Origin of the sequence: Klebsiella sp. 10-1 (assembly GCF_009758445.1) — a bacterium.
In the GTDB taxonomy this organism is placed as follows: Bacteria; Pseudomonadota; Gammaproteobacteria; order Enterobacterales; family Enterobacteriaceae; genus Klebsiella; species Klebsiella scottii.
Genome location: NZ_WQRE01000006.1, coordinates 225,627 through 237,265, shown reverse-complemented (window position 1 = coordinate 237,265; position 11,639 = coordinate 225,627). Strand labels below are relative to the sequence as shown.

The following is an 11,639-nucleotide window of genomic DNA, read 5'->3' as shown; positions in this document are numbered from 1 at the left end:
TATGTCCAAATACTGGCACGCGGCATGGCGATCGGCAAACGAGAAAATTTCATGGCTGATGAAATAATTTCATCCAGCGGTCAGCCTTACCTCCGCAGGCTGACCGCCGCTCGCCTCAATCCGCGAAAGGCAGCCCTTCGTCCTGCCAGCCGGTCAGGCCGCCGATCATCAGCTTCACCGGCCTCCCTAGTAGCGCCAGCCGCAGCGCCGCGACGTCCGCGCCGTTGCAGTGCGGGCCGGCGCAGTAAACCACGAACAGCGTCTCCGCCGGCCATTCGCTCATTCTGGCGGCATCAATTTGTCGATGCGGGATATGCAGCGCGCCGGGAAGATGGCGGCGGGCAAAAGCTTCCGCGCTGCCGACGACGTGCAGCAGGACAAAATCGGCTTCGCCTTCGCTCATCGCCCGGTAGACGTCAGCACAATCGGTTTCAAGACCCAGCTTTTTGCGGAACCAGGCGGCGGCTTCGGCGGGTGCGGCAGGGGTAAATTCGGTAACAACACTCATGGCGTATTCTCCTTGTCTGTGATACCACTAATTTAATGACACCTTCTCTTTGTTATCCGCTGGCAACCATGACAGAAAACGCTGAAATCATGCCAATCTCCACCGTGACGTTGTCACGCCATCGGGTGGTTGCGCTGGCCTACGATGGCCTCTGTACCTTTGAATTTGGCGTGGCGGTAGAGATCTTCGGCCTGCCGCGCCCGGAAATGGGCGCCGGCTGGTATCAGTTTGCGGTAGCGGCCGTCGACAGCGGCGAGCTTCGCGCGACCGGCGGTATACGGCTGGTGGCCGATGGCGGCATGGATTTACTCAACACGGCGCAGACCATTGTGGTACCCGGCTGGCGCGGGATTGATGCCCCGGTTCCCGCAGAGCTCTGCGCGGCGCTGGTTGCCGCCCGCGCCCGCGGCTGTCGCATCATCTCGATTTGTTCCGGCGTGTTCGTGCTCGCCGCCGCCGGCCTGCTTAACGGCCGCCGGGCGACAACCCACTGGCGCTATACCGACCAGCTGCGCCAGCGCTACCCGCAGGTGGAGGTCATCGACGATGTGCTGTACGTGGGCGACGAGAACGTGATGACATCGGCAGGCAGCGCCGCGGGCATCGATCTATGTTTGCATCTGGTGCGCGAAGACTACGGCATTGATGCGGCGAATACGGTTGCCCGCCGGCTGGTTATCTCGCCGCACCGCGACGGCGCCCAGGCCCAGCAGGTTGTCCGCCCGGTGGCGAAAGCGCGGGAAAGCCAGCGCCTGGGCCTGCTGTTCGACTTCCTGCATCAGCAGCTGGCGGTCAGCCATAGCGTCGCCTCGCTGGCGCAGCGCGTCGGCATGAGCCCGCGCACCTTTTTACGCCGCTTTGAGGCGGCAACCGGCAAAACCCCCGCGCGCTGGCTGCTGGATGAACGTTTGCAGCGCGCCACGCAGCATCTCGTCGATACCCGGCTTAGCGTGGAGAAGATCGCCGAGCTTTGCGGCTTCGCCAATGCCGGCGCCCTGCGCCATCACTTTCGCCAGCAGTTTGCCCTCAGCCCGCTGCAGTACCGCAAGAAGTTTTCTCCCCCCGCGGTTGTAAAACCGTAGCGACAGAGCACAATGGCTTAACTTTATATAGCTAGCGCAAGGAGCTTGCCCCGATGAAAAAAGAGTGTCGCGTGGTTCTTTATAAGGAAGGGATACTGGGAAGTATGTTTTTCGGTGAGGCAAAAGCGGACCCCGATAAAATGAGCCGTTTCCTGAATGAGTACACCATGCAGGGCTGGGAAGTGAAAACGATGTCCGTGGAAAGGCGCCGTACCGGCCTTTTCTGGTCGCGGGAAGCCTATCTTTTCGTACCTGAACGCGCCCTCTGATCCCTCTCTTCGCCCGCCCGCCGCTGGCGCGGGCTATGTATTTAGATCGTAAATAATACCTTTTGTTAACATCCGGTTGAAGTTTCGCCGGCTACTCTATGCTCAACAACCGTACACCCTGTTCAATAAGGACAACTTAGCGCAAATCGAAACTTTATGGAGGTTAATCATGCTGGGAAATATGCATGTATTTATGGCAGTACTGGGAACAATCCTGTTCTTTGGTTTTCTTGCCGCGTATCTAAGCCACAAATGGGATGACTGATGAACGGCGATAATCCCCACCCTTAAACGCCCCTTGCTGCTTATGCATCAAGGGGCGTTCTGCTTTTTGCTTCCCGATCATAGCGTTACACTCATCACGAAAAATTCAGCGTTGCGTTATTTAGCCTGCGCATCAGAGCCGCGCTGGCGGACGCGCTAAACAAATGACGGACATTGGCAGGCAACTCCACATCAAACCATCAGCCAGAAGCGGTACTGTCGCTACGGCAGGGATAAGACTTTTTCCGTCTGCGTATCTTCTGTTGACTTACTCTGCAAAAAGATTACTTTTCAGGACATGAAGAAAATACTCATCATTGTCCCCGACGGCGGCATGCTGTTTGAATCCGCCGGTATTGCCGACATTCTGATGCAGGCCAACCGCCTGCACCCGGAAGGCGCTTTGGATATCTGTTACCAGGTTCAGTTAGCGACAACCCAGCCGCATCAGGTGATTCATGGTCAGTCCGGCTTAAATCTACTGGCAGATCATCGCCTGCATGAAATAGACCCACGCGAGCCACTCGATACCATCATTATCACCGGCAGAGGTCAAAACCCGCAGGAAGGGATTGCAGTGGTTGACTGGCTGCGCCTTGCCGCTCCCCATGCCCGCCGCATTGCATCCATTTGCGGCGGTGCGATGCTGCTGGCGCAAACCGGGCTGCTGGACGGCAGACGAGCCACCACCCACTGGAAGCTGCTGGAAACCATGCAGGCAGAATTTCCTCAGGTGCGCGTCGAAGGCGGTCCGCTGTACGTTCAGGACGAACGCATCTGGACCTCAGGCGGGGTCAGTTCCGGCTTTGACCTGACGCTGGCGCTGGTTGAAGAGGACTACGGCTTCAATCTGGCGCGCGACATCGCCCAGGACTTCGTCATGTTCCTGCGCCGTCCCGGGGGCCAGCTGCAGTTTAGCCGCTACAACCTGCAGCAGACCAGCACCCTGGGCCCCATTAGCGATCTGCAGGCCTGGTTGCTCGAGAACCTTACCGCCGACCTCAGTGTGGATAAACTGGCGGAAAAAGTCGCCATGAGCCCACGTAATTTCACCCGCGTGTTTACCCGGGAAACCGGCGCTTCGCCGGCGCGCTACGTCGCCGAAGCACGTCTGGCCGCTGCCCGGCAGCGTCTGGAGCAGACCAACGAGACGCTGGATCGTATCGCCGAACAAACGGGATTTGGCAGCAGCATTAACCTGCGACGGCTGTTTGAAAAACAGCTTCACATCACGCCTGGTGAATATCGCCAGCGCTTTCACTGTCGTAAAATGGCGTAAAGTGATCCTTTTTTGTCATTTACGCCAACTGGTGACCGGCCTACATTAGCTTCAGAGACAACAGATAAGGAGTTGATCATGGTAAAGGTCGGTATTAACGGTTTTGGCCGTATTGAGGGATACCGCGGTGCTGCCGTAGCGTTTACCGTTGGTTATGAACCTGTTTCACCGTTTAACTGTAAATACTGGCGGCATTTGGCGCCACGCCTGCATACGGAACAATAGAGACTGATTAAAACCAAAAAACTCCCCCGGAGGCACACCGGGGGAAAATACTGATTGATATTATTGCTGTGTGCGTCTTCGCGCACTACGCATCATCTAAGAAAAATCTCAGTTCTACGAGGTTTATTTCAGAGGTCAGAGCAGCTGGTAGCCCTCTTCGGGCGAAGTATCCCTGCAGATACCCGCCATACATCAGTTGCACCTCAGCATCACTCAGCGCATGGTTAGCAGGCTAAGAGCCAAGGCGTACTGGCGGCATGACTGGCGATATTCTTTTTTATGCCAGTACCCTCTGAAATTAAGCGAAAAAAGCCCCGCTGTGCGAGGCTGACAATAAAGCGTTACAACTGTGGCAGTGATTTTCATTGATTAAACCAGCGCCACACAATGGACATTTCTTATCGTTGTGCATGATTTATATTAACACTTAATATAGTAGTAATGACTTTCCCATAGTCGCCCTTGACATGCGATCTCATCAACAGAGAAAACCTTCTTTTTTTGCTCTATTTTTTCAACTCCTTCCACTATGACGAAGTCGCTATAGCTTTTTATTTTTTTTAGTTTTTCAGAGAAATCAAAATCATTCTCAATTTCCCAAAAATAATCCTTATCGATCTTGATACACCCAAACCTGAATGATTCAAGTAATTTAACACTTGTAAATCCGCGACCAAAATCATCCAACCACACCGGACACAATTTTGAAAGCGAATTTAACTCTACCATACTGCTACATTTTTTGAATTCATGAAATCCCTCATTAATCTCAACAGTAATATTGCTATGTTGCTTAATGTAATCACACAGATATCTGTCACACAGTATGTAATCACTAATCAAGCTATCAACATTTATTGAAATTGGCTTACCTTCTGTCCTCGAAGGATCCAGCGTAGGGATTATCAATAACTGTTTATTGAAAACATCTATCCTCTCCTGCTCATTTAACAAGTAGAAAGGCAATAGTTTTTCATTGGAAAACTCATTATTAGAATTCTTTTTACATACATTCCTGGTCAATATTTCCCATGAATGTACAGAACCATCACTCTTGAATGATGGCTCTAAAACAAAACTGTAATAATCAATTTCCTCACTATTCTTTATCATTAACAAAACACCGTGAGTAGGATTAATCCTAATCATCACATAAATAAAAACCAAAAAGAAATAGTTTAAAATGATCGATAAAGATCATTTGATAGGCAAAACCTATCACAAGATCTATATCGATCGATTAGACGAATCGATTGATTGAGGCACCAGGGAGTGCGAACATTGACTTGGTTTGTTTTAGATTCAAAATCAACAGGTTAAATTAAATCATCTTAATTATGTAAACTGAATGCCCTTTGCGTTGGAAGTGTTTTAGTGAAGAAATTTTGGCTTTATGTTCCTTACGCTCTCTGACCTTTTAATTTATATTAATCATTCAAAAGATTATGCCGATGCTGCTCGCCAGACATTATTATTGTTCTCCATACAGTATCCATTTTTCCCATTTCTCTTCACGTTATAAAGCATTTTATCTGCAACGCCTATCCAACTTGTCATCGATTCTTTATTTTTAGCCCCGGCGATACCGATACTGACGGTGCAACAAATGCCGTCACAGGAAGGTAATGAAAGATTTTTTAACTTGTGCTGAATTGTCCGGACCATCTCAACCACCAGCTGGTCATTACTATTATTAACAATAACGGCCAGTTCATCCCCACCGAACCTTGCAGGAATATCCTGCTCGCCGACGCACTCTTTTAATATCGTAGATATCCGCGACAATACCGCATCGCCAACCTCATGACCGTAAGTATCATTGATGTATTTGAAATCATCGATATCAATTAGCATAAGATAGGCCAAAGTACGTTTATTGCGGGTTGCCCGATATGCACTTTCCATCTTTTGCTCGAAAAAACGTCGGTTTGGGAGGTCTAATCCAGGGTCCATAAGAGCTTGTTTTTCAAGCAACTCTCTCCGTTTTCTCAATTTTAGAGACAGACGTCTCGAAACAATACTCAACAAAATGGGATAACACGTTGCCAGGGGCAAAGAAAGCCACACCGTTTTCTCACTAAACCCGGTGACATAATTGAAGTTATTCAATGCCCATACGAATAAAAAAGTTAAAGCCATACATAGCAATGCGGGTTTTAAAACTCGCCAACCACCAGCTGCGTAGCGATCGGCTATCTGTATTGAAACTATGAATATAGACGGCAGCGGGCTAACCTGTATGACAGCTATCCAAATACCGGCCCAGAATGAATCAAGTATCATGTTCCTTTTTTCGGCATTTAGCATATCGCGACCACAGGCACTGGCCAGATAAGCAACTGACGGCCAAATTAAAGCGTTTAAAATCAGCAATGCAATTGTATATTTACTTGACAGCTGCTCATCCAAAACTGAATATACAGGGATAAAGCACAGAATGACTCCCGCCTGGCGTAATAAATAAACTCGTTTAATAAATGATACATTCCTTTCGGAAAGGTATTTTTCATCAGGCATTTTATTTATCATAGTAAATCCTTTTTGAATAACTTCGCCCACGCTTTGCCGTTAAGGATGTATCCCCCGCAGGACAAGCGCAGTGCTTGCATATTTTAAAATTATAGTGTGGACATCACTTTTACAAGTTTTATAAAAATAGTGTTATTCATGTTTTTTTCTTAAGTGAGGGTCTGCTCGTCCATGATAGTTCCCCGGTAAGCCAGCAACCTGCCAGAATTATACGCTTAGTTATACAATCAAGCCGAAATTAAATTTCGCCAGCCCGAACCACCCCTATTAAAATTGGTAGGGAAATCGGATGTGTTAACTAAATCTAACCAACTACGGCTTTTGCACTTGCAGAACTGTACTTATCTTCAGCTGATGATCCCCCAGAAGTAATGCCATTTCGGCGCTACCCAAACGAGTCCCTCAGGGTATACTTGCGTATGACCTTCAATATATTCCAGGCCAATAATGACTGATTTACTACGCCAAAAGCTCGTCTTACCTGAAAACGCATCCAGACTTTTACTGCACTCCTGCTGTGCTCCCTGCTCAGGTGAAGTGATGGAAGCGATTCAGGCATCCGGCATTGACTACACGATTTTCTTTTACAACCCGAATATCCACCCGCAGAAAGAGTATTTGTTACGCAAAGAGGAAAACATCCGCTTTGCTGAAAAGCATGGGGTACCTTTCGTTGACGCCGACTATGACACCGATAACTGGTTTGAACGCGCCAAAGGAATGGAGTGGGAACCTGAGCGAGGCATACGCTGCACCATGTGCTTTGATATGCGTTTTGAACGCACCGCGCTTTATGCATGGGAAAATGGATTCAGCGCGATCAGCAGTTCGTTGGGCATTTCACGATGGAAAAATATGCAACAGATTAACGACTGCGGGCATCGAGCCGTAAATCCCTACCCCGATATGCTGTACTGGGATTATAACTGGCGCAAGCAAGGAGGGTCTGCTCGGATGATAGAAATCAGTAAACGCGAACGTTTCTATCAGCAAGAATACTGCGGGTGTGTTTATTCACTACGTGACTCGAATATGCATCGTAAATCGCAGGGAAGGCCACTGATTAAGCTTGGCAAGGTATTTTATGGCGATAACGAAACTGAATAAGGAGAGAGCGTGCGGGCAGAAATGAAGGAAAAAATCATCAGAACCTGTGAGGCGAAAATCGTGGCTAAGGGCAGTAGCGTAGGGCTTTCGTTCTATGCCTTTTTTGCCAATAAAAATGACGATCCCGAACTGCTGATGGAGGTTGCGCGCTGGTGGATTATGGAGATGAAGCTGGATCATTTTGAAAAGGCGGAAAAGATAAAATCCCTCGTTGTAGAGATGTGACGAACGATTCCGGCTCTGGCTGAGGCCGTTTGTCGCCCTTTCAACATTTCACCGGGTCAGGCTAAGTTGTCGAGCGGCGTTGTATCGATGCTTCATCGCGGGAGCGGAAAAAGGCGGAAAAATTGAAAATTGACTGGCATAGCGCATTACTCACACGTACTACCGTTATTGATAAAGACTATAAAAACACGCAAAACGTTCGTCGCTTTATGCTCGCGGAGTGTGGGAAGGACTTTCGATTTAACCGTGAATTCATGGCCTGGATCCGTAACGATATCCCCAAAAATTTGGGTGACGCTGTCGATGAGTGGAAGCGCAGGCATTTACGCTAGAAAGCGAGCGCCCGTGCTTCGCTGACCGCTTTTACGATCGTGCGAATGCGCGCAAAAGGCGCTGGCGCATCCCGGACACGTTTTTATTTGCCGGCGGCATAAATTTTTTGGTACATCGCCGGGCTCATTCCCGTCACTTTGATAAACGCCCTGCGCATGACGTCGCTGCTGCTGTATCCACACATTACGGCGACTGACTTGATCGGTTGCCGTTCGCTAAGCAGCTCCCTGGCGCGGGATATTCTCGCCTGCTCCAGCCACTCTCCCGTACTCACGCCCATTTCCTGTTGAAACACCCTGTTCAGATGGCGAACGCTGAGGTTGATATGATTTGCCATCTCCGCGACGGTAGCCGTTGTATCCAGATTCGTCAGCACCCAGCGCTGTAAATCCTGCAGAGCCGCCCGCCCGGTGGTCGACACCTGCTGCTTGCGCGTGAAATGGCCCTGTCCGCCGGGACGGCGAAAAAACATCACCAGGTTCGCCGCGACATCTAACGCGATTTCGCGCCCCACGTCTTCTTCAATAAATCTCAGCGCCAGATCCATACCCGAAGTGACTCCGGCGGCCGTTCTCACCGGGCCATCAGCAACGTACAGGGCATCGGCATTAACCTGAATTTCCGGATGACGTCTGGCAAGCTCCCCGGCGACGGACCAGTGGGTGGTGACCTGACGGTGGTTGATTAACCCGGTTTGCGCCAACAATAGCGCGCCGGTACACACTGAACCGTACCGACGGCTGAGCCGGCAAAGCGCCGTTATTGCCTGGCTCTGTTTTTCAGAGAGCTCGCGATCGGCCATATCCGGCGATCCGGCGATAAGAAACGACGTCGGCCCGTTGACGGCATAGTCAGAAAGAGAGCCGTTCGCGCTGAGGGTAACCCCGGAAGACGCGTGAATAGTCTCCCCATCAATCGATATGACGACCGAATGGTATATTTGCCGACGGAGAATGCGGTTTACCTCAGCGAAGGCATCCAGCGGCCCCGCGACGTCGAGCAGCTGTACTCCTGGAACGGCCAAAATGACGATACTGTGCACTATTCTTTCTCTCCAGGTCCGAATTTAACCGGATGTCCTAAATTGCATGAAAATGACCATTATAGACATAAGCGCGATTGCTTAGAATGGTGGCGAAACGTTCCAAAGGAGATTAATCATGCAGTTTACCGTACAGGGTATCCGTATACCCGACACGCAGATGGCCCGTGACGCCACGGCATTCATCCGTGATACCGAATCGGATTTACTCTTCAACCACTCCAGCAGAGTCTACTACTGGGCGGCCCTGGCGGCCCGCAGGCGTGACGCAAAAGTCGATCATGAGCTTTTATACGTGGGATGCATGTTCCACGATATTGGTTTAACGCATGAGCACTGCAGCTGTGACAAACGCTTCGAGGTGGATGGCGCAAATGCGGCCCGCGAGTTTATGCAAAGCTATGCGCTGAAGCAGGAGGATATGGATAAAGTGTGGACCGCTATCGCCCTGCACACCACGCCGGGCATCCCGGAGTTTATGGCCCCGGAAATTGCGCTTGTCACCGCCGGGGTGGAAATGGACGTTTTGGGAATAGGCTACGATACGTTCGGCGATGAGGAGAGAATGGCCGTCGTTAGCCAGCATCCGCGCCCTGACAACTTCAAGGAGGAGATTATTCAGGCCTTCTACGACGGTATCAAACACCGCCCTGAAACGACGTTTGGCAACGTGAAGGGGGATGTCCTGAAAGACAAAGACCCCGCCTTTGCGCCGTTCGATTTCTGTCGCATCATTCGTCAGTCGCCCTGGAAAGGCTAATCTTCCTCCGGCGCTACCCGGGCAGTATTAACTATTGCCCGGCGTATTAAGAACCGATTTGCTCCATTCATAGAACGAGCGCACCGCTGGGGGAAGATACCTGTTCTGCGGGTAGATCAAAGACAGCGGTAAATCGAAGGAGAGATCATTCAGGCAGGCAACCAGCGTTTCATTTTTTAGATAGGGAGCAACCAGATAGCTCGCTACCCTAATTAATCCAATCCCCTCAATACCGGCCTGTATATAGGCATCAGTATCATCAACGACGAAGGTTTCTTGCATACGCACCGCCCTCTCTTCGCCATCCAGGGTAAATAGCCACTCCGTGGTACGCCCGGTTCGATGATTCAGGAACCCAACCGCCCGGTGGTTCTCCAGATCGTCCAGCGATTCAGGCCTGCCATGCGCCCCGATATATTTCGGCGAGGCCATCACTGCCCATTTGAAGTTTGCGAGCGGGCGGGCAACCAGGGTCGTCGAATCCTCGACTCTTCCCGCTCTGATCGCGCAGTCATACCCTTCCTGCACCAGATCCTCAATATTGTCGCTTGAGCAAAGGATCATCTCCAGCTCGGGATACAGCTGCAAAAATTCATCCACCCTGGGAATAAAGCTGGACCTCGCAAGGGACTGAGGCATACCCACCTTAAAGCGCCCTCGCGGCTGGCCAGCCCTGCCGGGAAAAGAAGATTCAACCGTAGCAATATCTGCCAGGATCCTTTTGCACTCTTCGTAGTATCTGCGTCCGTCGGCCGTGACGCTCAGCTTGCGCGTGGTTCGCTGTAAAAGCTGAAGCCCGAGATAAGTTTCCATCTCCTTTATGACGCGAGACACGGTCGATCGCGGCAGGCCCAGAACTTCCGCCGCCCTCGCGAAACTGTGCGTATCCACCACGTGGACATATACCTGCATTGAATCCAGCTTATCCATCATTTCACCTGCAGCCTGAGAAGCGACTATCCCATTTTCGCTAACAGTTTAACCTGTATTCGTATACTTATCGAATGACCTTAGCGCCAGTAAACTTGCCCTCATCGCAGTAAATTCGCTGCTTTATAGGCTGAGGAATCAAAATGCAAGATCGTAAACTCACTTCTCCAGAAAACGTATTGGTGCTAGGAGCGGGACAACTTGGCGATGCCATACTAAGCGCGCTGGTACCTGCGGTGGCGCAGCTTCATGGTTCGGTCACCGTCATCGTTTCTCCTGAATCATGGGATGCAGAGGGCCACCTTCGTTCTGCAGGTCATCAAAAACACGCAGCTGCGGGGGCTAAATTTATTCCGCTTGATATGGCCGGCGCCGCGGCAGAGTCGCTGCGAGAAACATTCAAAAGGTATGACACCATCATAAACTGCATGGGCTTTGTCGCTGGCCCTGGCACACAGGTGAAGATCACGAAGGCAGCGCTGGCCGCCGAGGTGAAGCGTTATTTTCCCTGGCAGTTCGGCGTTAACTACGATGTGGTGGGTAAAGGAAGCGGACAGCCGGTGTGGGATGAGCAGTATGATGTCAGAAGCCTGCTACGCGCACAAAACGCAACGGAATGGGTCATTGTTTCAACCGGAATGTTTACCAGCTTTCTTTTTGAGCCGGCATTTAATGTCGTGAACCTCGCCGAAAAAACAATTAACGCCCTCGGGAGCTGGGATACTCGGGTCACGGTCACCTCACCCGCAGATATTGGGCGTCTGACTACCGCCATTTATTTGCACCAGCCCCGAATCAAGAATGAAGTGGTGTTTGTTGCAGGCGACACGATCTCCTACGGGCAGCTCGCTTCGACGGTAGAACGCGTGACGGAACAAACGTTTAGAAAAAGCGTATTGACCCTGCCTGCGCTGCTTGATGAGCTCCGCGCTGATCCGGATGAACAAATGCTGCGCTACCGTACCGCATTTGCACGTGGAGCCGGCATGTGGTGGCCAATGAGCGAAACGTTTAATGCGAGAAATAATATCAGCACGCAAAACGTTGAAGACTGGCTGAAGGCATTTATTTAATTCCCTGGTTCTA

14 protein-coding genes are annotated in these 11,639 nt (G+C 50.8%); 9 read left to right on the top strand and 5 right to left on the bottom strand.

Annotation, left to right across the window (positions count from 1 at the left end):
* Nucleotides 1–115: 115 nt before the first annotated feature.
* Nucleotides 116–508: a rhodanese-like domain-containing protein gene (locus tag GO007_RS21050; RefSeq protein WP_095103367.1), complete on the bottom strand. Its 393-nt coding sequence runs from the start codon at nt 506–508 to the stop codon at nt 116–118.
* A 68-nt stretch (nt 509–576) separates the two neighbouring features.
* Here GO007_RS21050 and ftrA point away from each other — a divergent pair, with 68 nt between their 5' ends.
* From ftrA to GO007_RS21030, 4 genes are all read left to right on the top strand, one after another.
* The gene (gene ftrA, locus GO007_RS21045; RefSeq protein ID WP_095103366.1) at nt 577–1,590 is read left to right on the top strand and encodes a transcriptional regulator FtrA; all 1,014 of its coding nucleotides are present in this window, start codon (nt 577–579) and stop codon (nt 1,588–1,590) included.
* 53 nt (nt 1,591–1,643) lie between these two features.
* Nucleotides 1,644–1,859 carry a DUF4177 domain-containing protein gene (locus GO007_RS21040; RefSeq protein WP_095103364.1) on the top strand — a complete coding sequence of 72 codons (216 nt, stop codon included), beginning with the start codon at nt 1,644–1,646 and terminating at the stop codon, nt 1,857–1,859.
* A gap of 169 nt (nt 1,860–2,028) precedes the next feature.
* A complete protein-coding gene (mgtS, locus tag GO007_RS21035) occupies nt 2,029–2,124 on the top strand; it encodes a protein MgtS (protein WP_004102377.1) in 96 nt (31 codons plus the stop codon).
* A 297-nt stretch (nt 2,125–2,421) separates the two neighbouring features.
* Nucleotides 2,422–3,402: a GlxA family transcriptional regulator gene (locus tag GO007_RS21030; RefSeq protein WP_095103362.1), complete on the top strand. Its 981-nt coding sequence runs from the start codon at nt 2,422–2,424 to the stop codon at nt 3,400–3,402.
* A gap of 645 nt (nt 3,403–4,047) precedes the next feature.
* Here the strand turns inward: GO007_RS21030 and GO007_RS21025 are convergent.
* Together GO007_RS21025 and GO007_RS21020 are read right to left on the bottom strand one after the other, a co-directional pair.
* Nucleotides 4,048–4,740 (bottom strand): EAL domain-containing protein, encoded by a 693-nt coding sequence (locus GO007_RS21025; RefSeq protein ID WP_095103360.1) that lies wholly within the window; start codon nt 4,738–4,740, stop codon nt 4,048–4,050.
* Between the two features lie 330 nt (nt 4,741–5,070).
* Nucleotides 5,071–6,156 carry a sensor domain-containing diguanylate cyclase gene (locus GO007_RS21020; protein WP_095103359.1) on the bottom strand — a complete coding sequence of 362 codons (1,086 nt, stop codon included), beginning with the start codon at nt 6,154–6,156 and terminating at the stop codon, nt 5,071–5,073.
* A 447-nt stretch (nt 6,157–6,603) separates the two neighbouring features.
* Between GO007_RS21020 and GO007_RS21015 the strand changes: the two genes are divergently transcribed.
* The 3 genes from GO007_RS21015 (at nt 6,604) to GO007_RS29240 (ending at nt 7,820) form a co-directional block, all read left to right on the top strand.
* The gene (locus tag GO007_RS21015; RefSeq protein ID WP_095103357.1) at nt 6,604–7,263 is read left to right on the top strand and encodes an epoxyqueuosine reductase QueH; all 660 of its coding nucleotides are present in this window, start codon (nt 6,604–6,606) and stop codon (nt 7,261–7,263) included.
* A 9-nt stretch (nt 7,264–7,272) separates the two neighbouring features.
* Nucleotides 7,273–7,488 carry a DUF6500 family protein gene (locus GO007_RS21010; protein WP_095103356.1) on the top strand — a complete coding sequence of 72 codons (216 nt, stop codon included), beginning with the start codon at nt 7,273–7,275 and terminating at the stop codon, nt 7,486–7,488.
* A 122-nt stretch (nt 7,489–7,610) separates the two neighbouring features.
* Entirely contained in the window at nt 7,611–7,820 is a 210-nt protein-coding gene (locus GO007_RS29240) for a DUF6434 domain-containing protein (RefSeq protein ID WP_095103355.1), read from the top strand.
* Between the two features lie 83 nt (nt 7,821–7,903).
* On the opposite strand, the gene GO007_RS21005 is transcribed toward GO007_RS29240, so the two are convergent.
* Entirely contained in the window at nt 7,904–8,863 is a 960-nt protein-coding gene (locus tag GO007_RS21005; protein ID WP_370525582.1) for a GlxA family transcriptional regulator, read from the bottom strand.
* Nucleotides 8,864–8,981: 118 nt separating this feature from the next.
* Here GO007_RS21005 and GO007_RS21000 point away from each other — a divergent pair, with 118 nt between their 5' ends.
* Nucleotides 8,982–9,623 carry an HD domain-containing protein gene (locus GO007_RS21000; protein WP_095103351.1) on the top strand — a complete coding sequence of 214 codons (642 nt, stop codon included), beginning with the start codon at nt 8,982–8,984 and terminating at the stop codon, nt 9,621–9,623.
* A 27-nt stretch (nt 9,624–9,650) separates the two neighbouring features.
* Here the strand turns inward: GO007_RS21000 and GO007_RS20995 are convergent, their stop codons facing one another.
* Entirely contained in the window at nt 9,651–10,553 is a 903-nt protein-coding gene (locus GO007_RS20995; RefSeq protein WP_095103349.1) for a LysR family transcriptional regulator, read from the bottom strand.
* A 143-nt stretch (nt 10,554–10,696) separates the two neighbouring features.
* Here GO007_RS20995 and GO007_RS20990 point away from each other — a divergent pair, with 143 nt between their 5' ends.
* Nucleotides 10,697–11,626, top strand: coding sequence for an aromatic alcohol reductase (locus tag GO007_RS20990; protein ID WP_095103347.1), 930 nt, complete (start codon nt 10,697–10,699; stop codon nt 11,624–11,626).
* Nucleotides 11,627–11,639 lie beyond the last annotated feature (13 nt).

Bases quoted from the DNA above. Each gene is read 5' to 3' on its own strand.
- GO007_RS21030 (WP_095103362.1), top strand. From the start codon at position 2,422: ATGAAGAAAATACTCATCATTGTCCCCGACGGCGGCATGCTGTTTGAA.
- GO007_RS21040 (WP_095103364.1), top strand. From the start codon at position 1,644: ATGAAAAAAGAGTGTCGCGTGGTTCTTTATAAGGAAGGGATACTGGGA.
- mgtS (WP_004102377.1), top strand. From the start codon at position 2,029: ATGCTGGGAAATATGCATGTATTTATGGCAGTACTGGGAACAATCCTG.
- GO007_RS21020 (WP_095103359.1), bottom strand. From the start codon at position 6,156: ATGATAAATAAAATGCCTGATGAAAAATACCTTTCCGAAAGGAATGTA.
- GO007_RS20995 (WP_095103349.1), bottom strand. From the start codon at position 10,553: ATGGATAAGCTGGATTCAATGCAGGTATATGTCCACGTGGTGGATACG.
- ftrA (WP_095103366.1), top strand. From the start codon at position 577: ATGACAGAAAACGCTGAAATCATGCCAATCTCCACCGTGACGTTGTCA.
- GO007_RS21000 (WP_095103351.1), top strand. From the start codon at position 8,982: ATGCAGTTTACCGTACAGGGTATCCGTATACCCGACACGCAGATGGCC.
- GO007_RS21015 (WP_095103357.1), top strand. From the start codon at position 6,604: ATGACTGATTTACTACGCCAAAAGCTCGTCTTACCTGAAAACGCATCC.
- GO007_RS21025 (WP_095103360.1), bottom strand. From the start codon at position 4,740: ATGATAAAGAATAGTGAGGAAATTGATTATTACAGTTTTGTTTTAGAG.
- GO007_RS20990 (WP_095103347.1), top strand. From the start codon at position 10,697: ATGCAAGATCGTAAACTCACTTCTCCAGAAAACGTATTGGTGCTAGGA.
- GO007_RS21050 (WP_095103367.1), bottom strand. From the start codon at position 508: ATGAGTGTTGTTACCGAATTTACCCCTGCCGCACCCGCCGAAGCCGCC.